This window comes from Comamonas sp. Z3 (genome assembly GCF_008121565.1).
In the GTDB taxonomy this organism is placed as follows: domain Bacteria; phylum Pseudomonadota; class Gammaproteobacteria; order Burkholderiales; family Burkholderiaceae_C; genus Comamonas; species Comamonas brasiliensis.
In genome coordinates, this window is record NZ_VOQU01000003.1 from 699911 (window position 1) to 725361 (window position 25451).

Consider the following 25451-nt stretch of genomic DNA (forward strand, 5'->3'; position numbering starts at 1 on the left):
ACCTAGATCTGCTGGAGCGCGTCCAGCACTTCGCTATTGGAGAGCAGCTCGCTCATCACCACCGGCGGCTTGCCGGGCAGGTACAGCACATAGACGGGGACGCCGCTGCGTCCCAGTGATTGCAGTGCCTGGGTGATGGCCGGGTCCTGGCGCGTCCAGTCGGCGCGTAGCAGCTGCACCTTGTGCTGCTCGAAAGCTGCCAGCACCTCGGCATTGCTCAGCGTGGTGCGCTTGTTGACCTGGCAGGTCACGCACCAGGCGGCCGTGAAGTCCACAAACACCGGCCGGCCCGAGGTCTGGGCAGACTGAACCTTGTCTGCCGACCAGGGTTGCCAGAGTTCACCGGCCTGTGCCCTGACCTGATCCGCAGGCTCGGCCTTGATCAGCGGCAGTGCGTAGTAGGCCACACCAATGGCCAGCAGCAAGGCGACAGCGCCGAGGCTCATGCGGCTCTTGCCGCGCAGGCCCAGGGCCCAGATCAGCGCGGCCAGCACCAGCAGCAGGGCCAGCAGGGCCGCGGCGGCATCCATGCCGCCCTGGTGGCCCAGCACCCAGACCAGCCAGACCACGGTGGCAAACATGGGGAAGGCCATGGCGTGGCGGAAGGTCTGCATCCAGGGACCGGGGCGGGGCAGCCAGCTCACGACGGCGGGCACGAAGCTGGCCAGCAGATAGGGCAGGGCCATGCCCATGCCCAGTGCGGCAAACACCGTCAGCGCCTGCGCCGCAGGCATATCGATGGCAAAGCCCAGAGAGGCACCCATGAAGGGTGCCGTGCAGGGCGAGGCAATGGCCACGGCCAGCACGCCGGACAGAAAGGAGTCCAGTATCGGGTTGCGTGCCTGGGCGCTGGCAATGCTGCTGGGCAGCAGACTGCCGAACTCGAACCAGCCGGCCAGATTCAGTCCCAGCACGGTGAACAGCGCTGCCAGCAGCGAGACCACCACGGGCGACTGCAGCTGGAAGCCCCAGCCCAGTTGTTGACCGGCCGCGCGCAGGCCCAGCAGCAGTGCGCCGAGTGCCACAAAGGACAGCACCACGCCGGCAGCATAGGCCAGGCCGCCCAGTTTCTGGGCCTGGCGGTTCTGGCCATGCACCGCAAACCCCAGTACCTTGATGGCCAGCACGGGAAACACGCAGGGCATGAGGTTGAGGATCAGACCGCCGATCAGGCCGCCCAGCAGGGCCGCCCAGAGGCTGCCTGCACTGGCCGTATTGCCCGCCGGTACGGCCTGAGAAGCGGTCTTGTTGGCCTCCAGAGCTGCGGCCAGGGCCGGAGAAACGCCTGCGAGCGCGGGGGCGCTCCAGCGGCCCTGCACGGCCAGCTCGCTGCGCCAGCCAGCGCTTTCGCCCCGCTCCAGCGCGGCAGCGCGCTCAGCGGGCGGCAGGGCCAGCACCACGGCCAGTTGCGCCGCGGTTTCGCCGCGCATATCGGACAGGGGCATGTTCTCGCCCACCCAGACGTTACCGTCCCAGTGCTGCTTCCAGTCCTTGCCCGACTCTGCGGCATGCTTGAAGGTGTCGGCGTTCTCGGGATAGAACTCCAGTGTCTTGCCCTTCAGGCTGGGGGGCAGTCCGGGTATGCGCAGTGTCACGCGGTCGTCGGGCAGTTTCGTGCCTTCGGCCTTGCCGGACTCGACAAGGGCCTGGCCGCCCTGGCTCAGCGCCTGCGGCTGGTCGGCCTGGGCCTGCACAAAGGCCTGGCTTTGCGGAGCGCTGCTGCCCTGAACGGGGATCTGCAGTTGGAAGTTGCCGGACTCGGGAATGCATTCCACGCGGCAGACCAGCCATTCGGCGGCCAGGCCCAGGTCCACCATGCCGGAGGCCGGTGCCTTGAAATCGGCCGCGACCTTGATGGGTACGGGCAGCAGCACCGTGTCCTCATAGCCATAGTTGACCAGGGGCCCTACGCGTAGCGCATGAGGCAGCGGCCATGCGATGGGGCCAGCCTCCAGGCCCGGGGGCAGCTGCCACTGCAGCACCGTGGGTAGGCCCGAATCGCCGGCATTCTTCCAATAGGTATGCCATTCGGGCTGATGGGTGATCTTCAGCCCCAGCCAGAAGACCTGGCCGGCGGTGATGCCCTCGGGGGCCTGGGCCACCAGCTCGGCCTGCACGCGCGGCGTCTGCACGGTGGCTCCACCCGAAGCCGAATTCTTCAGCAGGATCTGCGCGCCGGCACCGGTGGAGAAGGCACAGACCCAGACGGCCAGCGCCAGCATCAGCCAGAGTGAAAGGCGCTGCGAGAGGCTGCGGGGTCCGGTGGTCAGGGAAAGGGCTTGAGAAGACATGGCGGACGGTGGGAGTCTGTGGCGGTGTTTTTGGTTCCCTGCACGGGGCGGCCGATTGGCAAAACCAATGCTTGCATAGGCGCATGGTATTGGACAGAGGGCGCGGGCGGACTCCATCATGGCCCGGCCAACAAGGCTCAAACAGCCCGCAGCCGGAGCCGGTCGCAGGAGTCCGTTGCCGGGCAATTACAGGAGACAAGCATTATGGTGAATACCTCACGCCGCCGCTTTCTTGCCACCTCGGCAGCCTGTGCTGCCACCGCGCTGCCCTGGCCGGCGGCCGCTGCGTCAGCCTATCCGGACAGGTCGGTACGGGTCATCGTGCCGTTTCCGGCCGGAGGCACCACGGACGTGGTGGCGAGGCTGGCCATGCAAAAGCTCGGCGAAATCACGGGCCAGTCCTTTGTGGTCGACAACAAGGGCGGCGCCAACGGCGTCATCGGCTCCGAACTGGCAGCCCGCGCCGCACCCGATGGTTACACGCTGCTGATGAACACGGCAGGAGCGCAGACCCTGAGTCCCGTGCTCTACAAGACCGGCTACGAGGCGCTGGCCAGCTTCGAGCCCATCAGTCATCTATGCGATGTCGGTTTTGTGGTGATTGCGCGCAAGGACCTGCCCGTCAACAGCATGCAGGAGCTGATCGCCATGGCGAAGCAGGGTCGGCCGCTGAGCGCCTCCTCGGGCAGCAGCATGATCTCGCTGATCACCGAGCAGTTCAAGAAGGTGGTCGAGGGGCCCGGCATCGTCAATGCCCAGTACAAGGGCACGGGCGCGCAGATGCAGGCCGTGGTGGCGGGCGAGGTGGACTTCTCGTTCGATTCCTTCACCTCGGTGGAAATGATTCGCGCGGGCAAGGTCAAGGCCCTGGCCGTGCTGCTGCCCCAGCGTGCACCGGCCTTTGCCCAGGTGCCAACGTTGCGCGAGCTGGGCGTCAGTGGCATGGATTTCAGTTCCTGGTCGGGCCTGCTGGCGCCCAAGGGCACACCGCAGGAGATCGTGGGCTATCTGGCCCAGCAGATGGACAGGATCATGCAGATGCACGATGTGATGGCCAGGCTCGCCGGCTACAACTACCTGCCGCGGCGCAGCACGCCCCAGGAGTTCGGACGGCTCATCGCCGCCGACCACGAGCGCTGGAAGCGCGTCGTCAAGGAAACGGGCATCACCCTGGGTTAGCGTCGCGCGGTGGCCCCCCCGCATCCGCGGCCAGGGTGGCCACGGTGCTGGGCGGCTGGCCACCCACCTCGGCAGGGATGGCGATGCGCTCGCAGGGGGCGGCCCGGGCTATCAGTGCATCGCTGTCCACGGGGGCTTCTGCTTGCTCTGCGGCCGGCGTCTGTTCCCGGGCCGGCTCTGCAGCCGGGATGGCGGCCTGGGCCGGCAGCATGTGCGCCTTGCGCCAGTTGCCCCAGCGGTAATAGGCCAGCATCATCAGCATGGAGCAGACGGAGCTGATGGGAAAGCTCCACCAGATGGCATCCACGCCCATCACGGGTTGCAGCCAGCGTGCCACGGGAACGCGTATGCCCCACATGGCGATCGCCAGAATCAGCACCGGCGCCATGACGGCTCCCGTGGAGCGCACCACGCCGGCCAGCACAAAGGTCACGCCGAAGAAGAGGAAGGAGCCAATGGCAATGTGGTTGAGGTGGCGGGCCACCTCCAGCGAGGGGCTGCCGCCGGGCAGAAACCAGCCCAGCACATGACGGTCCAGCAGCACGATGAGGACGATCAGGCTGCCGGTCAGCAGAAGATTGCCCAGCATGCCGGCATTGGCCGTGGCGCTGACACGCTTCCAGAGGCCCGCGCCCACGTTCTGCGCCGCCATGGACGAACAGGCGGCGCCTATGGCCATGGCTGGCATCTGCACATAGGTCCATAGCTGCAGCGCGGCGCTATAGGCGGATGCCGTCTGCACGCCATGCTCGTTGACCATGGAGATCATGGCGATCATGGCCAGCGAGATCATCACGATCTGCACGCCCATGGGCAGGCCCTTGACCACCAGAGTGCGTACGATCGTCAGATCGGGCTTGAACAGCCCCAGCTGCCGGCGACCTATCCACAAGGGGTGGCGGCGCAGACGCAACCAGCCCAGCAGAGCCGCAAAGCTCGCGGCATTGGCAATCAGCGTGGCGACTGCCGAGCCCTGGATGCCCATGCGCGGCACGGGGCCCCAGCCAAAGATCAGCAGAGGGTTGAGGGCCATGTCCAGCGCCACGACGACGAGCAGAAACCAGAACGGCGTTCGGGTGTCTCCCGCGCCGCGCAGGGCGGCCGTCACAAAGCTGAACATGAACAGCAGCGGAATGGCCAGAAAGATGATCTGGAGATAGGCCTCGGCCAGCGGCAAAGCCGCCTCGGGCGTGCTCATCCATTGCATGAGATGGCGCGACAGCGGCCAGCCCAGCACGGCAATCAGCAGTGAGACAACACCAAAAAACGTCGCACTGGTGCCAAGCACACGTTTGGCCTGCGCGATGTTTTTCGACCCCATGCTCTGGGCGATCAGGATATTGGTTGCCATGCTGATGCCGAACACCGCGCCGATCAGTGCAAACATCACGTTGTTGGCATTGGCGGTGGCCGTCAGTGCGGCCTCGCCCAGGTGACCGCCGACCCAGATGGCATTGACCGAGCCGTTGAGCGACTGCAGCACATTGCCGGCCAGGATCGGCAGGGCAAAGACCAGCAAGGTGCTGGCGATCGGGCCCTGGGTCAGGTCGCGGGTCTGGGGCTTGGAGTTGGCGGTGCGCGCACTCTGGCGCGAGGCGCTGGCGGAGGCTTCAGGCATCGGCCCATTGTGGGGCATGTCGACTGGTTGCGGTTGACGGGCGGTGGGCCCGGAATCCGGGGCATGTGGTGGTTTCGGGGCGCTGGCGCAGCTACGATGATGGCCATGAGCAATACCCCGACCACTCCCGCAAGCGCGCTTCCCCGCTGGCCCTCGCGCTTCTGGGCCCAGGCCTCGGCCCATGACTTTGCCCTGGCCCAGAGCAATGGCCTGGCCGCAGACACCGTGGCTGTGCTGCCCGTGGCGGCGGTGGAGCAGCATGGTCCGCACCTGCCGCTGTCGGTGGATGCCCGCCTGATAGAGGGCGTCATCGATGCCGCTCTGGCGCAGCTGCCAGCCGAGCTGCCGGTGCTGTTTCTGCCGCCGCAGAACATCGGTTTTTCGGTCGAGCATACGCACTATGCGGGCACCTTGAGCCTGCAGCCGGCCACGCTGATTGCGCTGTGGACGGAGCTGGGCGCCTGCGTGGCGCGCGCCGGCATCAGGAAGCTGCTGCTGCTCAACGGTCATGGCGGCCAGGTCAGCGTGATGGACATCGTTGCGCGCGAGCTGCGCATCCGGCATGGCCTGCTGGTCTACAGCGCCAGCTGGTTCGGGCTGGTGGACGATGCGGCCAACCAGCAGTTCTGCGCGCATGAGCATCGCTTCGGCATTCACGGCGGCGAAGTGGAGACCTCGATGCTGCTGCACCTGGCGCCCGAGACCGTGCATATGGAACGTGCGCAGAACTTCGCTTCGAGCTCTGAGCAGCGGGCCGGCAAATACCACTTCATCGGCAATGGCCGCAGCGCCAAGCTGGGCTGGGCCATCGAGGACTACAACCCGGCCGGAGCCGTGGGCAACTCCGCCGCCGCGACGGCCGAGCGCGGCGCGGCCATGGTGCGTTCATCGGCGCAGGGCCTGGTGAGGTTGCTCGGCGAAATTCATGACCTGCCCCTGAGCACGGTCGGAAACCAGCCGCAGCCGCTTTGAATTCAGGAGCTTATTGCACAATAACAGTATGTATTTCCGATACATTTTGTATTGAAAATAAATGCTATCAGTCGATAAAAGCTACTTAAAAGATAGCAAAAAAACAGAAAGGCCCTGAAAGGCCACTGCAGCAATCTGTTTCATCGCGGGCCTCGTTCAACGCAAGCCGCCAAAAACTGGCGCGGTCCCGCAAAGAAACACCGAGCAAGGGCCGCCCCGCAGCGAAGGTGTTGTCCCCCTCCCATAGCGCGAAGCGCGTAGAGAGAGGGGGAAGGCGCGCCAGCGCCACAGGGGGAGCTTACTGTTTCGCAATCTTGGCCGTGGTGATGACATCGCCCCAGCGCTTGATTTCCGACTGCAGCAGCTTGGCGGTCTGCTCGGGGGTGCTGGCCTGGGCCTGCACATTGAGCTCGCGCAGCTTCTTGGCGACCTCGGGGTTGTTGACGGCGGTGTTGATTTCCTTGTTCAGGCGCGCGATCACGGGGGCGGGCGTCTTGGAGGGGGCGGCCAGCGCATTCCAGGACGAGGCCACAAAGCCCTTGACGCCGGATTCCTGGGCTGTGGGCACATTGGGCAGCAGCGGCGAGCGCTTCTCGCCCGTCACCGCGAGCAGGTTCACGGCCTTGGAATTGATCTGTCCCATGATGGGCGTGAGAATTTCCACGGCCGCATCGATCTGCTTGCCGCGCAGCGCGGTCACCACGGCGGGCGTGCCGTTGAAGGGCACGATCTGCGCGTCGATGCCGGCCGTGGTCTTGAACAGCTCTGCCGCCAGGTGCTGGGTGCTGCCCACGTTGATGCTGCCCAGGTTCAGCTTGCCGGGATTGGCCTTGGCATAGCTCACGAGTTCGCCCAAATTCTTGAAGGGCGATTTGGCATCGGTGATGACGCCGATGTCAAAGTAGCCCAGCGTGGAGATGGGCGTCAGATCCTTGACCATGTCGAAGGGCAGATTGTTGAACAGATTCACCGTGACGGCGCTGCCGTTGGACATGAGAAACAGCGTATGGCCATCGGGCGCCGCCTTGGCCACGGTGTCGGCCGCGACGATACCGCCCGCGCTGGGCTTGTTGTCGATGACCACGGGCTGGCCGAGCTGGGTGGACAGTTGCTGGGCCACCACACGGGCCGTCACATCGGCCACGCCGCCGGCCCCGAAGGGAACGACGATGCGGATGGGTCGGTTGGACAGGCCTTCGGCCTGGGCGGTAGCGGCAAATCCGCTCAGCAGGGCAGCCCCCGCTGCGGCACTGATCAGGGATTGGGTAAAACTGCGGCGTTTCATGCTTGTCCTTCTGTCTGAAACTTTTATCCCGAGAGTGTGCCGCCGAAAGATGCCCGCAGGCAGCCGCAAAGCGTTCTGTCTGCTATGCCGCACAGGTATGGCTAGTTACCGCTTGCTTGCAGGGTATCCATTTCCCAGTGATGCATGACCTCGCGCACTATCAGCAGGGCGGCTGCATGCTCGGGGGTCTGCGGCAGCTGCGGATCGGCATGGCCAGGCTGCTGGGCCTGGCGCGCCAGCAGCTCGAACAGGTTCTCGATGGCCTCGCGTGACGCCTGGGGGGCTTGTGGATCGGCCGTGGCGCCATGGATCAGTTGCCGCAGCAGCGGGTCTGTCGTCTGCAGCAGACTGGCGCCTGCAGGCAGCCAGCGCCCGGCCGGCATGACGGCATCCTCGACATCGGCAATCGCGTTTTCCAGCATCAGCGCATTGGGCATGCGCTGGGCAAAGGCCTTGACCAGGGTGGCGATGCCGATGGGCAGCCGGTGCTGCTGCGCGCCTATGTCAAGCGTCAGCGTCGTATCGCCAAGACTGAGAAAGATGGAGTCCATTGCGGCTTTGTAGCACTTTGCGTTGGCCGGCTCCGGGCCTGAGGGGAGTCAGGCGCTGGTGATCCAGCTTCTGTATTCGGCGCTATCGAGATGGTTGAGCGTGTTGAAGCTTTGCAGCATCAAGCGCTTGGGACTGATGCTGAACTCCGTCACGGCAATATTGCGCAGTCGCATATTGAGGGCGATGGTCACCTCGGGCGCGGTGCCAAGCACCTGGCCCACGGCAGTGGAGATGGGGCCGCCGCTGCTGACCAGCAGCACGTTGCGGCCGCTGTGCTGGTGGCGTATCTCCTCGAGCACCTGGTGCACGCCGTCCGCAAAGCCGTTCCAGTCGGGCATGCCCTGCGGGCTGATGGTGCCTCCCATCCATTGCGCCAGTGCGTCGCACAGCAGGCGGAAATGATGGCGGTACAGCTCGGGCGTATCGGGCCTGGGCAGGGGGGCCGGGTGGATGGCGCGCAGCAGGGCTTCGCTGTCGTACTCGTTGAGTCCGGGGCGGTTTTGTGCCTCGGGGCTGGACGCGCTGTCCAGGCCCTGGACGATGCCGGCCAGCGTCTGCTGATGGCGCTTGAGCGTACCCGCATAGACGGCGTCGAACTTCAGACCTCGCTCACGCCAGTATTCGCCCAGACGCACGGCCTGTTCCTGGCCGCGTGGGCTGAGCTGGTCGTAATCATCCGCGCCAAACGAGGCCTGGCCATGGCGCACAAGGTAGAGGTTTCCCATGGCGCGGATGTTGGGCCTTGCCCGCTTGCGGCGCTGTCATGCCTGCGACCTGCTGGCGCTTGGGCGACAGCGCCGGGATGCCTATTTCCGCAACCGACGTCCGGATTGGAGTGCGAGCAGGGCATGCCTCTCGGTTAAGATAGTTGAGAGCTATTCTCAAAAACATAAAAACACGCTCCGCTTTCGATACTGGTTCACGGATCTCCTGCACTTGGCTGGCAGGAGACTTGCCGGTTTCGAGGCGGGGCGTGTTTTTTTATGCCTGTCCACCTCCTGGAGCCCTTCATGTTTCGACGACCCCTGTTTGCACTGGCCGCCGTTGCCAGCCTGTGCGCCCCTGCGCTGTCCGCCCACGCCGAGGACATCACGCTCTACACCACCCGTGAACCGGCACTGATCCAGCCCTTGCTGGCGGCCTTCACGGCGCAGACCAAGATCGGTGTGAAGACGGTCTTCGTCAAGGACGGCCTGCTGGAGCGCGTCAAGGCCGAAGGCCCGCGCTCGCCTGCCGATGTGCTGATGACGGTGGACATCGGCAATCTGGTGGATCTGGTGGACGGCGGCGTGACCCAGCCCGTCAAGTCCAGCGTGCTGGAGGCGGCCATTCCGGCCCAGTTGCGCGCCGCAGACGACCAGTGGTTTGCGCTGTCCATGCGGGCCCGCGTGCTGTATGCCGAAAAGGACATGAAGATCGGCGCCTTCCGCTATGAAGACCTGGCCAAGCCCCAGTTCAAGGGCAAGGTCTGCAGCCGTGCCGGCCAGCACCCCTACAACACGGCACTGATCGCCGCCATGATTGCCCATGACGGCGAAGCCAAGACCGAGCAGTGGCTCAAGGGCGTCAAGGCCAATCTGGCGCGCAAGGCCACGGGCGGCGACCGCGACGTGGCGCGTGACATTCTGGGCGGCATCTGCGATGTGGGCCTGGCCAACACCTATTACGTGGGCCATATGAAGGCGGCCAAGGAAGGTACGGACGCACGCAAGTGGGGCGATGCCATCAAGGTCGTCAAGCCTACTTTCAACGATCCCAAGAGCGGCACGCATATCAATATCAGCGGCGCCTCGGTGGCCAAGCACGCACCCAACCGCGATCAGGCCGTGAAACTGCTGGAGTTCCTGGTTTCCGAGCCGGCCCAGAATATGTACGCCCAGGCCAACTACGAGCACCCTGTGCGCAAGGGCGTGGCGCTGGACCCCGTGGTGGCCCAGAGCATTGGCGAGATCAAGATCGATCCGCTGCCGCTGACCGAGATCGCCAAGCACCGCAAGGCTGCCAGCGTGCTGGTCGACAAGGTGGGATTCGACAAGTAAACACCCCTGAGCGGCCCCGCCGCTTCCCCTCTCTCTACGCACTGCGCGCCAGGGGAGGGGACGACAGCATCGCAGCGGGGTGGCGGGGCCGCCGAGGCCCTTGCTCGCTGTCCCTTGCTTAGGAGCATGCTTGTTTTAGCATTGCGCTCCTGTTTGAGCCCCTTTGCTGGGGCATGTCTGTTTCTGGGCGTTGGTCTTGTCGTGATCGTTTTGTCTTGATGTTTTCTTTTCTTCGTTCAGGGCTCAGGCCCGTCGGGCCGGTGTGGCAGGGCGCAAGCTGGTTGATTGCGCTGGGGGTGTTTGCGCCCATTGCCTCGCTGGCCTGGCTGGCGCTGGGCTCGGACTGGGCGCACTGGCAGGATCTACTGCGCTATGTGCTGCCCGATGCCGCCGCCAATACGGCCTGGCTGCTGGGCGGGGTGGGCCTGGTGGTGCTGGTGGTGGGCACGGGCTGCGCCTGGCTGGTGACGGCCTGTGATTTCCCGGGACGGCGCTGGCTGCACTGGGCGCTGCTGCTGCCGCTGGCCATGCCGGCCTATATCGTGGCCTTTGCCTATCTGGATCTGCTGCACCCCATAGGCCCGGTGCAGGGCGCGCTGCGCTGGTTGCTGGGTTACGACAGCCCGCGTCAGTGGCGCCTGCCCGATCTGCGCTCCATGGGCGGTGCGATCTTCGTGCTGGGGTTCACGCTCTACCCCTATGTGTATATGACGGCACGGGCCATGTTCATGACCCAGCCGGCGCATCTGATGGAGGCCGCCCGCTCGCTGGGTGAGACCCGCTGGGGTGCTTTTTGGCGCGTGGCCCTGCCCATGGCGCGACCGGCGCTGGTCGTGGGCCTGAGCCTGGCGTTGCTGGAGACGCTGGGCGATATCGGTGCGTCCGAGTTTCTGGGCGTGCACACGCTCACGGTATCGATTTACACCACCTGGGTCACGCGCTCCGATCTGGCCGGTGCCGCGCAGATTGCCTGCTCCATGCTGCTGGCCGTGGTGGCCCTGGTCTGGCTGGAGCGTCAGGGCCGCAGTCGCCAGCGCTTTGGCTCGGCCCAGCGCATGAGGGCCATAGCGCCGCACCGTCTGCCTGCAGGCAGGGCCTGGCTGGCCACGCTGGCCTGCAGCCTGCCGGTGCTGATCGGCTTTGCCGCACCGGCGGCCTATCTGGCCTGGGAAAGCGGCAAGCGTCTGCTGCAGGGCTCGGGCGTCTCCGAGGGCCTGGTCTCCAGCCTGCTCAACACACTGGGGCTGGCGCTGGGCGTGACCCTGATCGCGGTGGCTGCGGGTCTTGTCGTGGCCTGGGCCACGCGCACCGGCATCAGCACGCGAGCGCCATCGCGCTGGCCTGCACAGCTGGCGGCGCTGGGCTACGCCGTGCCGGGCACGGTGCTGGCCATCGGCCTGTTGACGCCGGCGCTGGCATTCGACGCAGGGCTGGCCCAGCTGTTCGGCATGGACGGCCTGCCGCTGATGGGGCAGGGGATTGTGCTGGTGGCCGCCTGCGTGATTCGCTTCCTTGTCATGCCCGTGGGCGGGATCGAGGCCGGTCTGGCGCGTATCCCGCCGACGCTGGAGCAGGCCTCGCGCCTGCTGGGCGAAAGCCGCCTGGGCACGCTGCGTCGCGTACACCTGCCGCTGCTGCGGCCTGCCATGGCCACCAGTGCCATGCTGGTGTTTGTCGATGCCATGAAGGAACTGCCCGCCACCTTGCTGCTGCGCCCGGCCGATTTCGATACCCTGGCCACCTGGCTCTATGCCGAAGCCGCGCGCGGCACCTATGAGGAGGGCGCGATCGCCGCGCTGTGCATTGTGGTCGCGGGGCTGGTTCCCGTCATGCTGCTGGCGCGTGCCCAGCTGTCGGGTACTCAGCGATGAATATGCACGAAAATCGGCTCAAGCGCTTATGGATATTGCGCAAGCAGCTATTGAATATGAATAGGATGAGCAGGACTTGTGCAAACAAGAATGCAGCAACAGCCGGCCTCCCGAGGCAGTCGCTCTGCCAGAACCTGTTTGCCCAAGTCTTGATGAAGTGACTGCATGACCGCCTCTCTACAAATTGCGCAGCTGCAACTGGGCTATGAAACGCCTACGGGTCTGCACACCGTGCTACAGGGCTTTGATCTGCAGGTGCCTGCAGGCCATATCGCCAGCCTGCTGGGTCCCTCGGGTTGCGGCAAGACCTCCGTGCTGCGTGCGATCGCGGGCTTCGAGCCGGTGCATGCGGGCAGCATTCATCTGGGCAAGGTGCTGCTCTCCGGACCCGGCACGCATCTGCCTCCCGAGCAGCGCCATGTGGGCATGATGTTCCAGGAGTACGGGCTGTTCCCGCACCTTTCGGCCACACAGAACGTGGGTTTCGGCCTGCGCCGCATGGGCAAGCCAGAGCGCGACAAACGTGTGCAGGAGCTGCTTGCCGTGGTGGGGCTGGCGAATTCAGGTAGCAAGTTCCCGCACGAGCTGTCCGGCGGCCAGCAGCAGCGTGTGGCGCTGGCCCGCGCCCTGGCGCCGTCCCCGGCCTTGCTGCTGCTCGATGAGCCATTTTCGAACCTCGACGCTGCCACGCGAGAGCGCCTGACGCTGGAGGTGCGCGACATTCTGCGGTCTGCCGGGCAGACGGCGATTCTGGTCACGCACAACGCGCAGGAAGCCGAAACCATGGCCGACCAGATCTGCAGGATGACGCCGGCTCAGCTCTGAGTCGGCCCTGAGGTTTAAAGCAGGACGCGGCCTGAGGTCACGGTCACGGTGTGGCCGCCCACCCAGAGCTTGCCGTTGGCGGCGGTCTGCACATGAACCTGGCCGTCACGACCTACGCAAACGCCTTGCGCGGCGCTATAGGGCGTCTGCAGCAGACCTTCGCCCGTCAGCCATTGGGCCAGCGCTGCATTCAGGCTGCCGGTGACTGGGTCTTCGCTCGCTGTCTCACCCACCAGGGCGCGCACTTCCAGACGCGGCGGAGCTGAAGTCACTTTTTCTTGAGCGGCTTCTTCAGCCTGCTTGGCAAAAGCGCGGGCCTCGCGGCTGGAACGGCCAATCAGCGGGGCATCCTCTTCCACCTCATAAATGGCCGCCAGACCGGCTTTGGCTCCCAGCTTCTTGAGCGCTCCAAAGTCTGGCTCCACACTCAGCACCGTATCGGGGTGTTCGAGCAGCAGGCCCAGCCAGGGCGAGCCGTTATGGAGGCTGCGCGCCATCAGCAGTTGCTCACGCTGCAGGCCCAGCGCCTGCAGCACGGGGGCCAGCTCCTCTTCGGGAATTTCCTGGGAGTCGAGTGAAGGGGCTTCGAAAAACAGAGCGCCTTGCGCATCGCAGCCAATGGCTACCAGGCCTTTTCTGCACTCCTGCAGTACCTGTTCGGGGTTGCGCGGCTGGCCGCCCTGGGCCAGCCAGGCATGGCAGCTGCCCAGCGTGGGGTGGCCGGCAAAAGCCAGCTCGCCCGCGGGCGTGAAGATACGCAGCTGGTAGTCGGCGCCCGCAGCCAGCCCCTCGGGCGTGGGCTGCAGCACAAAAGTGGTTTCCGACAGATTGGTCCAGCGCGCGAAGGCCTGCATCTGGGCCTCGCTCAAGCCATCGGCACCCAGCACCACCGCCACGGGGTTGCCGAGCAGCGCGGTGCGCGTGAACACGTCCACGGTCATATAGGGGCGAGAGAGAGGGCTGGTATGTGCGGAGGCAGACATGGGCAGCGATTGTCGGCAAAAAGAAAAACCGGCGCTGCACGGAGGTTCGTGGCAGGCCGGTTGATGGGGCATTGCACATGCCATGGGGTATCAGAGACAGCGAGGAAGCGCCGCCGCGCACCGAGGCTGTCGTCCCCCTCCGGCGCAAAGCGCCAGAGAGGGGGAGGCGGCAAAGCCGCTCAGGGGGCCTTCAGATCACAGGCTGGCCTTGATGGCCTCGGCCAGAGACTTGATGCCGACGTTGATCTGCTCGGCAGACACCGTCACATACGACAGACGCAGCGTGTTGTTCTGTGCATCGCCGGCGTAGAAGGGCGCGCCGGGCACAAAAGCCATATTGCGCTCCACGGCCTTGGCCAGCAGGGCCTGGGCGTCCATGCCCGCAGGCAGCTTGACCCAGAGGAACATGCCGCCCACAGGACGTGTCCATTGCACGTCGAGGCCGGCCATCTCGCGCTCCAGGGCCATCAGCATCACATCGCGCTGCACCTTGTACATGGCGCGGATGGTGGGCACATGGCGGTCCAGGAAGCCGTCCTTGATGACTTCGGCTACCACGCGCTGGTTGAAGCTGGGGGTGTGCAGGTCGGCCGCCTGCTTGGCCTGGGTCAGCTTGCCGTACACGGACTTGGGCGCGACGATGAAGCCGATGCGCAGGCCCGGGGCCAGCACCTTGGAGAACGAGCCCATATAGATCACGCCCTCGGGGTTGCGTGCAGCCAGGGGCAGGGGAGGTTCCTGCTCGTACCAGAGGTCGCCGTAGGGGTTGTCCTCGATGAGGGGAATGTCCAGTTCCCTGGCCTTGTCGACCAAAGCCTGGCGGCGCGCATCGCTCATGGTGCGGCCAGTGGGGTTCTGGAAGTTGGGCAGCACATAGGCCAGGCGGGCCTTGCCGGCACCGCTGCCGATCTGCTTGGCAAAGTCGTCGATCAGCATGCCTTCGTCATCGCTGTCCACGCCCACGGCCACGGGCTCCATGGGAGTGAAGGCCTGCAGGGCGCCCAGGTAGGTGGGCTTTTCGACCAGCAGACGGCTGCCCTTGTCCAGGAACACCTTGCCGATCAGATCCAGCGCCTGCTGGCTGCCGGTGGTGATCAGGATCTGCTCGGGATCGACGTTCCAGGGCAGGAAGTCGGCGATCGCCTGACGCAGCGGGGCAAAGCCTTCGGTGGTCGAGTACTGCAGGGCCGCGGCACCGTCACGCTGCATCACGGTCTGGCAGGCTTCGGTGAACGCGTCCAGGGGGAAGGCCTTGGGGGAAGGCAGGCCGCCAGCCATGCTGATGATGCCGGGGCGGTCGGTCAGCTTGAGGATCTCGCGGATGGCGGAGGAATTCATCTTGGCAGCACGTTCTGCCAGCGTCCAGGTTGTCATAAACAGTACTCGATCTCTACGTTGCCAGCCCGGTCAGGGCTGGCCGGTGTGCATTCTCACGCCATTGTCGGGCATGTGCCGGCCCGAGCTTGGGGCTCGGGATGCAATCGCTGCGGCGCACAAGGCGCTGCAACTATGCACCAGCAGGTGGGGCTTATTGTGTCGCGGCCGGTTTGCCTGTGTGGGCTGGCGGGCAATTGCGACGGTGTGGTCTGCAGTCGGTGAGGCCGCAGACCGTGACCATAGCCCTGTGTGGAGGGCGGCCAAGAGAGGTTGATGGACTCAATATACGCCTGAGACCATTACAGTACCTATACAGACAGTCTCACAATTATGGCTTCTGTATTGGTACTCGCTTCAATACAGTTCGCGGCACATCACCATGTCCATCTCCCTGTCCCGCCAGGCGGCCCTGACCCTGACCCAGCAACTGGCCGAGCGTCTGGCCGAACGCATACGCACCAGGCTGCTGCCCGCAGGCGCGCGCCTGCCTTCGGTGCGTGAATGTGCGCGCCAGCAGGGCGTGAGTCCGTACACGGTGGTGGCCGCCTACGACCTGCTGCAGGCCCAGGGGCTGGTCGAGGCCAGGCCGCAACGCGGCTTCTTTGTGCGAGATATTGTGCAAAATCCGCTTCAAACGCAGGAGGGTAAAGCGCAGATAGCTATCAATGAGGGGGCGGTCAATACCCCGGTAGGCATCCCGCCGGGCACGCGCATCAACGCCACCATGCTGATCCGCGGCATGTTTGTGGAGAGCGTGGCCGGCAAACCCCAGCCCGGTGCCGGTGTGCTGCCCGCCGAGTGGCTCGATGCCGGCTTTCTGGTGGCGGCCATGCGCAAGGTCACCAGCGGGCAGGCGCTGCGCGAATCGCTGGTGCGCTACGGCGAACCCATGGGCGACAGCCGGCTGCGCGAGGCGCTGGCACGTCGCATGCAGCGCATAGGCATCGCGGCGGGGCCGGGCCAGATCATCACCACCCTGGGCGCGACCCAGGCGCTGGACATCGTGAGCCGGGCCCTGTTGCAGCCCGGCGATCCGGTGATGGTGGAAGAGCCGGGCTGGGCCGTGGAATATGCGCGCCTGGCCGCCATGGGCATGCGCGTGCTGCCGGTGCCGCGCGGGCCCGAGGGGCCGGACATGGCGGTGATGCAGCGCTATTGCGAGACCATGGCCCCCAAGCTCTATGTGAGTGTCAGCGTGCTGCACAACCCCACGGGTTACAGCCTGAGTGCAGCCAGCGCCCATGAGGTGCTGCAGATGGCGCAGCGTCATGGCTTTTATGTGGTGGAGGACGATAGCTACTGCCATATCGCACCCGATCATGCGCCGCGCGTGTCGGTGCTGGACCGGCTGCAGCGCAGCATCTACATCAGCGGCTTTGCCAAGGTGCTGGTGCCCAACTGGCGCCTGGGCTATCTGGCAGCGCCGCCCGAGCTGGTCGAGAGACTGCTGGACACCAAGCTGCTGTCCACCCTGTCCACGCCGACCCCCATGGAGCAGGCGCTGGCCCTGTGCATGGAGCAAGGCCAGCTGCGCCGCCATGCCGAGCGGCTGCGCCAGCATCTGGCCCAGGCGCGCACGCGCAGCGTGGCGCTGGCTCAGGCTGCCGGTTGCCGTTTTGTGGCCGAGCCTGCGGGCATGTTCGGCTGGGTGGATACCGGTGTGGATACCGAGGTGCTGACCCAGCTGCTGCTGGATCAGGGCTACATGATTGCCCCTGGTGCCATGTTCCATGCCAGCCGGGGCTCCAGCACCTGCATGCGCATCAATTTCGCGACCACGCAGGACGCCGCCTTCTGGCGGGTCTTCGAGCGGGCGGTGGCCCAGATGCGGGCCCAGGCACAGAAGTTGTAGAACGTGTTGACGATCTCCTCGCGCCGCGACAGAGTAGAGATCGTCAACACGTTCTTAGCCCAGCTGGATGGGGCCCTGATGGATATGGCAGCCGGTGCGCTGCAGCAGCTCGCCAAAGGCGTCGGACATGAGATAGTCGAACTCCACGGGGCGCTGCCTGCCTATGGCATCGCCCTCCACCACGCCGCTGGCCGGGTGGCACATCAGCAGGCCGCCAGCCGCCATATGCGGCAGCCAGCCGGCCATCTGCCTGCCATAGCTGGCGGTGTCGGGGGCATCAAAGCCATAGACGCCGCCAAAGCCATGGTTCATGGGGATGTCTGCATGGCGTAGCCGTCTGGTGGTGGCCCAGCCACCCAGCAAGGCAATGATGGCGGCCTTGGGGCTGCGCCACAGACCTGCGGCCGGTGCCGTGGAGCGCACCCAGGGCATCTCGTGCGCGGCGTAGCGGGCCTGGAGTTCCTGCTGCATGGCCGCTCGCAGACCCGGCAACTGATGCACATGCTGGTGGCCGTCTATGAAGTCCGGGGCCGTGCCCATGACCTGCTCGAAAGCATCGAGCTGTTCGCGCCAGGCCTGGCGCATCAGACCCTGCGGCATCTGCCGTGCATAGGCCAGGCGCAGTACCGTGCCCAGCGCCTGGGCTCCATGCTGTCCGCCATGGTCTTCGGTCAGATTGAAATGCAGACCCACCGAGAGCCGGGGACGCAACGCCCTTAATGCCGGCGCGGCTTGCAGCCAGAGTGGCGAGGTGGTCATGCAGCTGGTGGCCGACAGACGACCGGCAAGCGTCAACTGCTGCACGGCGTCGTCCACCAGCGGATGCAGGGCGTAATCGTCGGCACACAGCAGGATGGCGCGGGGGGCTTTCATGTGATTCATGCGGTGCTGCTTGCCTTGAAGGCCCAGAACTTGCTCATGACAAAAGTGCCTGTGGCCACCAGCACCAGCACGGCGGCCAGACTCCAGAAGTAATGCCAGTGCAGCCAGTTCAGGGCGATGTAGTACAGCGCCTCGTTGGCGATAAAGGAAAGACAGGCCACGGCAAAGAATTTCGCCACCACCGGCCAGCCCCTGGCCTGCGCTGCTGAAAAAGTGAGCAGGGTATGACCGTTGTAGCTGACCACAAAGGCCACGAGAAACGCCAGCACATTGGCACCGAGCGGTGGCAGGCCCAGCAGTGACACCAGCAGGCCGACCACCGCCAGATGCGTGGCTGCTGCCGAGCCGCCCACCAGCACGAACTGCAGCAGCTGCGGCAGGCGGCGCAGTCTTTGCAGCGCGCCCACGATCACGATGGCTCGCGCAGCGGGCTGCGGTCTTCATCATGGGCCACCAGGTAGATGGGGCGGCGCTTGACCTCTTCGTAGATGCGACCGATGTACTCGCCCAGAATGCCGATGGACAGCAACTGCACGCCTGAGAACAGCATGATGCTGGCGGCCAGTGTGGGCCAGCCGCGCAAAGGGTTGCCAAAGAACAGGGCTTCGGCCGCAATCCACAGGCCATAGGCCAGAGCCAGCAGGGAAATGCCGGCTCCCACCATGCTCCAGACGCGCAGGGGCAGGGTGGTGAAGGAGGTCAGTCCCAGGAGGGCCAGAGACCCCAGGCGGCGCAGATTGAAGCTGGAGCTGCCCGCCGCACGGTCCCGGGGAACAAAGGGCAGGGCGACGGTCTTGAAGCCGACCCAGGCGTACAGACCCTTCATGAAGCGATTGTTCTCCGGCAAAGCCTTGAGGGCATCGACGACCTTGCGGTCCATCCAGCGGAAGTCGCCTGCGTTCGGCGGCATCTTGACCGAGCTGCCCGAGTTCATCACGCGGTAGAACAACTGGGTGCCCATGCGCTTGGCGCCGCTTTCTGCGCCGCGGTCGGCGATCACGCCATAGATCATCTCGTAGCCCGATTGCCACAGCTCATGCATTTCGGCCAGCATCTCCAGCGGATGCTGGAAGTCGGCGTCGATCAGCAGCACGGCATTGCCCCGGGCGTGGTCTATGCCGGCAGACAGCGCGGCTTCCTTGCCAAAGTTGCGCGACAAGGCGAGATAGCGCAGCGGCAGCTCCTGCGCCAGACGCAGGCTCAGCTCATGCGTGGCGTCACGGCTGCCGTCGTTGACCACCACGATCTCGAAATCGGGCGTCAAGGCCCGAACCGTCTCGGCCAGCGCACGCAGAAACCCCTCGATATTGGCTTGTTCGTTATAGGCCGGCACCACGCAGCTCAGCCTCAGCGGCTGGCGCGGCAACTGGGCTGGCGGGGCTGCGGGAGCATATTCGGCGTGAAAATCGGTCATGGGGCAGGATTTTCGCGCAAGTCTGTAACTGCTTGCTGGGCCGGCCATGGTTTGCACTGCTTCAAAAAGGCCGTCGTTATACTCACGCCCCTACTGCTCCTGCTTCTTTCCTGATCGTCTGATGACCGCTGCTCAACGCGAATCTCTTGTTCTTGGCGGCCGTGCCGTTGCCGCCTTGCTCGCCGTATACGGCGTGATCTGGCTGGCCATTCACTGGGTGACGGCCCTGGCCGCGCCCGGGGACAACGTGGAGCAGCTGATCTGGATTCACTCCCTGGAGCTGGGCTATTTCAAGCATCCGCCGATGCCGACCTGGATCATGGCCGCCTCCGCGGCTGTCTTTGGTCCGTCCATAGGGCTGACCTATGTGCTGGGCGGCGTGCTCACACTGGGCTCATTGGCGATTTTCTGGAAGCTGCTGTGCGATATGCGGGGCCGGGCCTATGCGAGCGTGGGTCTGCTGGCGGCGCTGAGCATCACCTTCTATTGCGGGCGGCTCTACTACTACAACCACAACGTCGTGATGATGCTGTGGATTTCGCTGGCCGTGGCGCTGACCTGGCATGTCACGCAGAAGCCATCCCTGGCGGGTTGGGCCTGGCTGGGCCTGGTTTCGGGCCTGGGCATGCTCAGCAAATATCAGTATGTGCTTGCGCTGGGCGTGATCGGCCTGTGGTGGCTGCGCATTGGCGCCTGGAAGAACCCGGTCCATGTCAAAGGAGCAGCACTGGCTGCTGCGGTCGGCCTGCTGGTGCTGTCTCCTCATCTGTACTGGCTGAAAACCCATGACTGGATGCCCATGCATTACGCAGAGCGCACGTCCCTGGGTCTGCACCTGGATACGGCCGCGCGCATCAAGATGTCCTGGACGTTTGCGGTGGACTGGATCTTCAACCGCTGCATGCCTGCCTGGATCGTGCTGGGTGTGGCTCTCTGGTGGGGACGCCGCAGGGCGGGCAAGACTGGAGCGCAGACTGCGCCTGCCAAGGAGGTGCCAGTCGACGCTGACAGGTTGCTGCGCGAGTTCTGGCTGCTCTGGGGCCTGGTGCCGCTGCTGGCCATGCTGGTGCTGTGCCTGTTTACGGGCTCCTATCTACACCTGCAATGGGGCACGGCCTTCATGTTCCTGTGCGTGCCGGCCGTCATGGAGTGGGCGCGCTCGCCACGGAGCTGGGGTGCAGCCGGGGACATGCGTGCCGCCTGGCTGACGTTTGGGGTTCTGCAGGCGCTGCTGTTGCTGCAGTTCTGGCTGGCTTCGCCCATGGGGCTGTCGGGCTACAAGAGCACCCATCAGAACCATATCCCCGTGGACAAGATCGTGGAAGGTCTGGCGCCGGCGGCGCATCAGGCACTGGGCGGCCCTGTGGACATCATCATCGGTCCGCAGGCGCTGGCCGGGCGTATTGCGATGGAGCTGCCCGAGCGTCCGCGCGTCTATGTGGAGCGCAATCTGCAATACAGCCCCTGGATTCGTGAGGAGGAGCTGCCGAGCGCCCGCATCATCGAGGTGGTAGTGGCCCCGGACCCATTGCCTGAAGGCTTCACCCGCGCCTATGGTGTCTGGGCCTGGCGGCCGGTGAAGATCGCCAAGGGCGAGCACTGAGACCTGCCACAACAAGAATAGGCGAGCCTCTGGCTCGCCTTTTTGCGGGAGTTGCCGATTCGAGCCTAGCTGGCTGCGTGATAGATGCGTGCGCGGCCGGTCTGCGATGCGCCGCGCAGGCTGCTTTCGTAGGTGCTGTCTTCGGCCGCAGGCACCAGTGCCTTGGTACGGCGCTGGTTGAGCACGGAAAGCCGTGCCAGCTGGTCACGGACCAGGGAGATTTCGCGGTCCAGATTCTGCGCTCGCTCGCGCAGTGCAGGCGTCCAGTCGTCGGCCGAAAAGCGCCTGGCGAGCTGGGAGAAGGCCACCATGGCGTCCCGCAGGCGGGTGCTGGACTGTTCCAGCGCGGATGCGTCCGGTGACTGCAGCGATGCCGAAACGGTCTGAATCACCGCATCCAGCGAATCGAGCATTTCCTGCAAGGTCATCGGGTCAGCCTCTGTTCGGGAGTTCAGCCGCGGGCGCTTCAGCCGCGGGCGTGAACCAGGAATTCTTCGGTATTGGCCAGCAGCTTGTCTGCCACGGCCTCGGCGTTGACGCGGAAGCTGCCATTGGCAATGGCTTCGCGCATGGCCTTGACGCGATCGGCATCAAAGTCGGTGTTGGTACGGCTTTGGCTGTCCAGGGCGCGGGCCGAGGACGAAAAGGACACGGGCACACCGGCGGTGCGCTCGGACAAGCCTTTGGTCGATTCTTCGGTGGCAACCGTGGTTGCGGATTTCGGGGCCTGCTTGGCGGCTGCAGCGGTCTGCTGCAGGTCCGGCTTATTGCCTATCTTCATGCTGGTTCTCCAATCGCCCTGTATCGGCGTAGGGCGCTGTAGCCTTGCTTTCGACAAGGGCGCGTAAAACTTGAGGAATATTTGGCACGGTCTTTAAAGTGAGTATGCACTCTCTTGTTATTGAACCAGAACCACGCCACTGGCATTGACCGTTCCTGTGACAAGGCGGCCATTATCCATGCGAACCCGTACCTGTTGCCCTTCTCCGGCTGCTGCCATCGCCTTGCCCGAGCCGGCAACGCTGAAACCGCCACCGTTGACCATCACCTGCACGGGCGATCCCGCCGTGAACAGGGCCGGCGGGCGCACCATGTTCTGGCGCAGAGCCTGCCCCGATGTCAGCGGACGCGCCGCGACCATGCCGATGAAATCCTCTGCATTGGCGAATACGGCAGCGCTGTCCTCGGCCCAGTCCACTTCTGCGGGGACGGCGTCCTCGGCGCTCAGCGTCTTGCCGGCGGGAATATTGCCCTGCGCTACCCAGGCCGGGCCATAGGCTCGCACGATGATGGGAAGGAACACGTTCCAGGGCACGCTGCCCTGCACGCAGCGCAGGCCCAGCCGGGTGCGACCCCAGAGGCGACTGCCCGCAGGCAGATAGGGCTCGACCTTGGCGCAGGCTGCCAGTCGCAGACGCGAGTCCAGCTGGCCCATCTGGACCTCCATGCGCAAAGCCATGCCGTTGCCGGCCTGCATGGTCTCAGCCGACGGCTGGTGCAAAGCCGCATCGACAAAGCGCTGTCCGATCTGGCTGAGCTGCGCCGCGCCATCCTGGGCCTGTGCGCCAGCCGTCAGCAGCAGCGCGCCCAGACCCCATGCCGCAGCCAGGCCTTGAGAGGGGCGCAGAGACAGGGAAAAGCGGCCAGACATGCATCAATCCTTTGAAGTATCCGCAGACACAGGGCTGCAGACGATGCTTGCAAATATAGGCGCGACCCGGCTTGCGCAATGGCTTGAAGTGCCAGCGCAATACCGCTTTCTTCGCGCTTTAGTTTGCGCTGCCGATTTTCATAATCCTCGCATGCCGCAGTCCGTGGGCTCCGGCATCCCCGAATTCTGAAAGCGAGGCCGCAATGCTGAACAAAATGACCGAACGACTGGACTTCCAAAGCGAGGCGTTGCTGCTGCGCGCCGAGCGCCAGCGTGCGATTGCCAGCAATATCGCCAATGCCGACACCCCTGGTTATGTGGCGCGCGACTTCAATTTCCGCGAAGCCCTGATGGCCGCGACCAGCGGGCCCAAGCCCCTGACCCAGGCCAGCGTCACGACGGCAGGTCATATCCCGCTGCAGGCGCAGATGTCGGACGAGGCACTCAAGGCCAAGCTCGGCTATGCGGTCAATTCCCAGCCCAGCCTGGACAACAACACCGTGGACCTGGATCGCGAGCGCGCCAACTTTGTCGACAACTCCGTGCGCTACGAAGCCACGCTGCGCTTCATCAACGGCCAGGCCAAGACCATGCTCAGCGCCATTCAAGGCCAGTAAGCCCAGGAGCTCAACCATGTCCATGTTTTCCATCTTCAATATCTCGGGCAGCGCGGTCAGCGCCCAGTCCCAGCGTCTGAACGTGGTGGCCTCCAATCTGGCCAACGTCGATGCCGTGGCCGGCCCCGATGGCAGCGTCTACAAGGCGCGCCAGGTCGTGTTCCAGACCGTGCCCATGGGCAATGACGGCAGCGCGGGCGTCAAGGTCAATGCCATCAGCGAGGACAACACGCCCGGCCGCCGCATCCACGACCCCAGCAATCCGCTGGCCGATGGCGAGGGCTATGTCACCCACTCCAACGTGAGCGCCGTGGACGAGATGGTCAACATGATCTCGGCGTCACGCTCCTATCAGAACAACGTGGAAGTCATGAACACGGCCAAGACGCTGCTGCTCAAGACTCTGCAAATGGGCCAGTAAGCCCGGGAACACACACATGATCTACGGCGCAAGCAGCGTGGACGGCACCACGACCAACACCACCAGCAATACCAAGAACTCGGTAACCGACCCCAACGAGGCGCAGGACCGCTTCCTCAAGCTGCTGGTGGCCCAGCTCAATAACCAGGACCCCATGAATCCCATGGACAACGCGGAAATGACCTCGCAGATGGCGCAGATCAACACCGTGACTGGCATTCAGCAGCTGAACCAGACCATGGCTTCCATGTCCAGCCAGTTCTCGGCCATGCAGGTGCTGCAAGGCACTTCCATGATCGGCCGCACGGTGCTGACGGAGGGCAACACCCTGGGCGTGGCGGCCGACGGCACGCATACCGCAGCCTTCGATCTGGAAAACCAGGCGGCCAGCGTCAAGATCCAGATCACCACGGCCAGCGGCGAGCTGGTGGACACCATCGATCTGGGGGGCGGCACGGCCGGTCGCAACTACTTCACCTGGGAAGGCAAGGACAAATACAGCGGCGACTCCTCGCAGCTGCGCTACAGCGTGGTTGCCACCAATGGCACGACCGCCGTGGCATCCACACCGCTGGCGCCCCATGCCGTGATCGCCGCCAGCTCGGCCAACGGCGCGCTGTCGCTGGAACTCGATAACGGCAGCAGCGTGGCTTATTCCGGCATCAAGGCCGTTTACTGATTGAGGAGCACATCATGGGTTTTCAACAAGGTCTCTCGGGCTTGAACGCCGCCAGCAAGAATCTGGACGTCATTGGCCACAACATCGCCAACTCCAGCACCACGGGCTTCAAGGCATCGCGCGCCGACTTTGCCGAAATGATCGCCAGCGCCATTGGCTCGGCCAGCGGTCAGAGCAGCGGCATCGGCGTCAACGTGGCCGCCGTGTCCCAGCAGTTCCGGCAGGGCTCCATCACCTCGACGGGCAACAACCTGGACCTTGCCATCAACGGCAACGGCTTTTTCGTCGTCAAGCAAAGCGACGGTAGCATCGCCTATACGCGCGCCGGCAACTTCGGTCTGGACAAGGAGGGCAACCTCAAGACCGTGGACAACGACAACGTCATGGGCTATGTGGTCGATCCCACGACCGGCAAGATCCAGTCGGGCGCCACTCCCGTGCCGATGAGCTTTCCCACAGGGCAGCCGATTCCCGCCAAGCAGACTTCCACGGTGAATGTGGAGCTGAATCTGGATGCGCGCGCCACGGCTGCCGCCGGCGACGCGACGGCCACGCCTCCCGTGGCTGCCACGCCGCGTGCCACCTATGGCACCTCGCTCAATGTGTATGACACCCAGGGCACGGCCATTCCCGTCAATCTGTATTTCGAGAAAGATGCCACAGGCAACACCTGGAACATCTTCAACTCGCTCGATGCCTCGGCCACTCCCATCGGCACGGCCGTGTTCGATGCCAGCGGCAAGCTCACCAGCGTTACCCCCAATGCACCGACCACAGGATCGGGCTCCACGCTGAATCTGAGCATCAGCGGCGGCACGGCCAATCCCAACGGCCTGCCCGCATTCGACGTGGCCTTCGATTTCGGCGGCCTGACCCAGTTCGGCACCAAGTTCGCCGTCAGCAGTCTCAAGCAGGACGGCTATACCTCGGGCGCGCTGACCGGCATCAATGTGGGCCGCGACGGCTCCATCGTGGCTTCCTACTCCAACGGCGTCACGCGTACCGAAGGCCAGATCGCCCTGGCGGCTTTCACCAATACCCAGGGTCTGGGCTCCATCGGCAACAACAAATGGGTGGCCACCTCCGATTCCGGCCCTGCGCTCAATGGTTCGGCCCAGACCGGCACCTTCGGCTCGCTGCAGTCGGGCGCGCTGGAAGAGTCCAACGTGGATCTGACGGCCGAGCTGGTCAACATGATGACGGCGCAGCGCTCCTATCAGGCCAACGCCCAGACCATCAAGACGCAGGATCAGGTGTTCTCCACCCTGGTGAATCTGCGGTAACGGGTAAGCCTCTGAGGCGCTTTGCGCCTCCTGACTGGATGCCCTGGCTGAGCGCCG

25 protein-coding genes are annotated in these 25451 nt (G+C 64.8%); 12 read left to right on the forward strand and 13 right to left on the reverse strand.

Translation table 11 applies throughout. The features are described from left to right. Window positions 1–2: 2 nt before the first annotated feature. The gene (locus FSY59_RS11745; protein ID WP_148728993.1) at window positions 3–2291 is read right to left on the reverse strand and encodes a protein-disulfide reductase DsbD; all 2289 of its coding nucleotides are present in this window, start codon (window positions 2289–2291) and stop codon (window positions 3–5) included. A 204-nt stretch (window positions 2292–2495) separates the two neighbouring features. On the opposite strand from FSY59_RS11745, the gene FSY59_RS11750 reads away from it, so the two are divergent. Next, the gene (locus FSY59_RS11750) at window positions 2496–3470 is read left to right on the forward strand and encodes a tripartite tricarboxylate transporter substrate binding protein (protein WP_148728994.1); all 975 of its coding nucleotides are present in this window, start codon (window positions 2496–2498) and stop codon (window positions 3468–3470) included. Here the strand turns inward: FSY59_RS11750 and FSY59_RS11755 are convergent. Next, entirely contained in the window at window positions 3457–5088 is a 1632-nt protein-coding gene (locus tag FSY59_RS11755) for an MATE family efflux transporter (protein WP_148728995.1), read from the reverse strand. The two genes, FSY59_RS11750 and FSY59_RS11755, sit on opposite strands and share 14 nt — an antisense overlap. Window positions 5089–5184: 96 nt before the next feature. Here FSY59_RS11755 and FSY59_RS11760 point away from each other — a divergent pair, with 96 nt between their 5' ends. Further along, on the forward strand, window positions 5185–6060 hold the full coding sequence (locus tag FSY59_RS11760; RefSeq protein WP_050872857.1) for a creatininase family protein: 876 nt from the start codon (window positions 5185–5187) through the stop codon (window positions 6058–6060). Window positions 6061–6358: 298 nt separating this feature from the next. Here FSY59_RS11760 and FSY59_RS11765 read toward each other — a convergent pair whose 3' ends face one another. The 3 genes from FSY59_RS11765 to FSY59_RS11775 form a co-directional block, all read right to left on the reverse strand. Next, complete coding sequence (locus FSY59_RS11765; protein ID WP_003059239.1) at window positions 6359–7345, reverse strand: tripartite tricarboxylate transporter substrate binding protein; 987 nt, start codon at window positions 7343–7345, stop codon at window positions 6359–6361. A 101-nt stretch (window positions 7346–7446) separates the two neighbouring features. After that, window positions 7447–7896, reverse strand: a complete 450-nt coding sequence (locus tag FSY59_RS11770) for a hypothetical protein (protein WP_003059236.1) — start codon at window positions 7894–7896, stop codon at window positions 7447–7449. A 48-nt stretch (window positions 7897–7944) separates the two neighbouring features. Next, a complete protein-coding gene (locus FSY59_RS11775) occupies window positions 7945–8622 on the reverse strand; it encodes a histidine phosphatase family protein (RefSeq protein ID WP_043370672.1) in 678 nt (225 codons plus the stop codon). 285 nt (window positions 8623–8907) lie between these two features. Here FSY59_RS11775 and FSY59_RS11780 point away from each other — a divergent pair, with 285 nt between their 5' ends. From FSY59_RS11780 to FSY59_RS11790, 3 genes are all read left to right on the forward strand, one after another. Continuing rightward, on the forward strand, window positions 8908–9936 hold the full coding sequence (locus FSY59_RS11780) for an extracellular solute-binding protein (protein ID WP_148728996.1): 1029 nt from the start codon (window positions 8908–8910) through the stop codon (window positions 9934–9936). A 218-nt stretch (window positions 9937–10154) separates the two neighbouring features. Further along, complete coding sequence (locus FSY59_RS11785; RefSeq protein ID WP_148728997.1) at window positions 10155–11807, forward strand: iron ABC transporter permease; 1653 nt, start codon at window positions 10155–10157, stop codon at window positions 11805–11807. 165 nt (window positions 11808–11972) lie between these two features. After that, a complete protein-coding gene (locus FSY59_RS11790) occupies window positions 11973–12632 on the forward strand; it encodes an ABC transporter ATP-binding protein (protein WP_050874625.1) in 660 nt (219 codons plus the stop codon). Window positions 12633–12646: 14 nt separating this feature from the next. Here FSY59_RS11790 and FSY59_RS11795 read toward each other — a convergent pair whose 3' ends face one another. Both FSY59_RS11795 and FSY59_RS11800 read right to left on the reverse strand, forming a co-directional pair. Further along, entirely contained in the window at window positions 12647–13573 is a 927-nt protein-coding gene (locus FSY59_RS11795) for a PhzF family phenazine biosynthesis protein (RefSeq protein WP_148729028.1), read from the reverse strand. Window positions 13574–13810: 237 nt separating this feature from the next. After that, window positions 13811–14989 carry a PLP-dependent aminotransferase family protein gene (locus tag FSY59_RS11800; RefSeq protein ID WP_148728998.1) on the reverse strand — a complete coding sequence of 393 codons (1179 nt, stop codon included), beginning with the start codon at window positions 14987–14989 and terminating at the stop codon, window positions 13811–13813. 382 nt (window positions 14990–15371) lie between these two features. Between FSY59_RS11800 and FSY59_RS11805 the strand changes: the two genes are divergently transcribed. After that, window positions 15372–16844 carry a PLP-dependent aminotransferase family protein gene (locus FSY59_RS11805; protein ID WP_050874619.1) on the forward strand — a complete coding sequence of 491 codons (1473 nt, stop codon included), beginning with the start codon at window positions 15372–15374 and terminating at the stop codon, window positions 16842–16844. Window positions 16845–16898: 54 nt separating this feature from the next. Here FSY59_RS11805 and FSY59_RS11810 read toward each other — a convergent pair whose 3' ends face one another. The 3 genes from FSY59_RS11810 to FSY59_RS11820 are packed head-to-tail and all read right to left on the reverse strand — an operon-like array spanning window position 16899 to window position 19140. Continuing rightward, entirely contained in the window at window positions 16899–17726 is an 828-nt protein-coding gene (locus FSY59_RS11810; protein WP_003059220.1) for a ChbG/HpnK family deacetylase, read from the reverse strand. Next, window positions 17723–18139 (reverse strand): GtrA family protein, encoded by a 417-nt coding sequence (locus FSY59_RS11815; protein WP_370458232.1) that lies wholly within the window; start codon window positions 18137–18139, stop codon window positions 17723–17725. Before FSY59_RS11815 ends, FSY59_RS11810 begins: the two co-directional genes overlap by 4 nt. After that, complete coding sequence (locus FSY59_RS11820; protein WP_043370682.1) at window positions 18136–19140, reverse strand: glycosyltransferase family 2 protein; 1005 nt, start codon at window positions 19138–19140, stop codon at window positions 18136–18138. The genes FSY59_RS11815 and FSY59_RS11820 overlap by 4 nt, the downstream gene beginning before the upstream one ends. A 121-nt stretch (window positions 19141–19261) precedes the next feature. On the opposite strand from FSY59_RS11820, the gene FSY59_RS11825 reads away from it, so the two are divergent. Beyond that, window positions 19262–20743: a glycosyltransferase family 39 protein gene (locus FSY59_RS11825; RefSeq protein ID WP_043370684.1), complete on the forward strand. Its 1482-nt coding sequence runs from the start codon at window positions 19262–19264 to the stop codon at window positions 20741–20743. A 65-nt stretch (window positions 20744–20808) separates the two neighbouring features. Here the strand turns inward: FSY59_RS11825 and FSY59_RS11830 are convergent, their stop codons facing one another. The 3 genes from FSY59_RS11830 to flgA form a co-directional block, all read right to left on the reverse strand. Further along, window positions 20809–21171, reverse strand: coding sequence for a hypothetical protein (locus FSY59_RS11830; RefSeq protein ID WP_003059212.1), 363 nt, complete (start codon window positions 21169–21171; stop codon window positions 20809–20811). Window positions 21172–21209: 38 nt separating this feature from the next. Further along, window positions 21210–21524 carry a flagellar biosynthesis anti-sigma factor FlgM gene (gene flgM, locus FSY59_RS11835; RefSeq protein WP_003059210.1) on the reverse strand — a complete coding sequence of 105 codons (315 nt, stop codon included), beginning with the start codon at window positions 21522–21524 and terminating at the stop codon, window positions 21210–21212. Between the two features lie 117 nt (window positions 21525–21641). Then, window positions 21642–22394 carry a flagellar basal body P-ring formation chaperone FlgA gene (gene flgA, locus FSY59_RS11840; protein ID WP_148728999.1) on the reverse strand — a complete coding sequence of 251 codons (753 nt, stop codon included), beginning with the start codon at window positions 22392–22394 and terminating at the stop codon, window positions 21642–21644. Here flgA and FSY59_RS11845 point away from each other — a divergent pair. The 5 genes from FSY59_RS11845 to flgE are packed head-to-tail and all read left to right on the forward strand — an operon-like array spanning window position 22393 to window position 25394. Continuing rightward, window positions 22393–22584 carry a hypothetical protein gene (locus FSY59_RS11845; RefSeq protein ID WP_144244881.1) on the forward strand — a complete coding sequence of 64 codons (192 nt, stop codon included), beginning with the start codon at window positions 22393–22395 and terminating at the stop codon, window positions 22582–22584. The two genes, flgA and FSY59_RS11845, sit on opposite strands and share 2 nt — an antisense overlap. A 13-nt stretch (window positions 22585–22597) precedes the next feature. Then, the gene (flgB, locus tag FSY59_RS11850; protein WP_003059206.1) at window positions 22598–23011 is read left to right on the forward strand and encodes a flagellar basal body rod protein FlgB; all 414 of its coding nucleotides are present in this window, start codon (window positions 22598–22600) and stop codon (window positions 23009–23011) included. A 16-nt stretch (window positions 23012–23027) separates the two neighbouring features. After that, complete coding sequence (gene flgC / locus FSY59_RS11855; protein WP_003059205.1) at window positions 23028–23432, forward strand: flagellar basal body rod protein FlgC; 405 nt, start codon at window positions 23028–23030, stop codon at window positions 23430–23432. Between the two features lie 16 nt (window positions 23433–23448). Continuing rightward, entirely contained in the window at window positions 23449–24111 is a 663-nt protein-coding gene (locus FSY59_RS11860) for a flagellar hook assembly protein FlgD (protein WP_003059204.1), read from the forward strand. 14 nt (window positions 24112–24125) lie between these two features. Continuing rightward, entirely contained in the window at window positions 24126–25394 is a 1269-nt protein-coding gene (gene flgE / locus FSY59_RS11865; RefSeq protein ID WP_043006484.1) for a flagellar hook protein FlgE, read from the forward strand. Window positions 25395–25451: the final 57 nt, after the last annotated feature.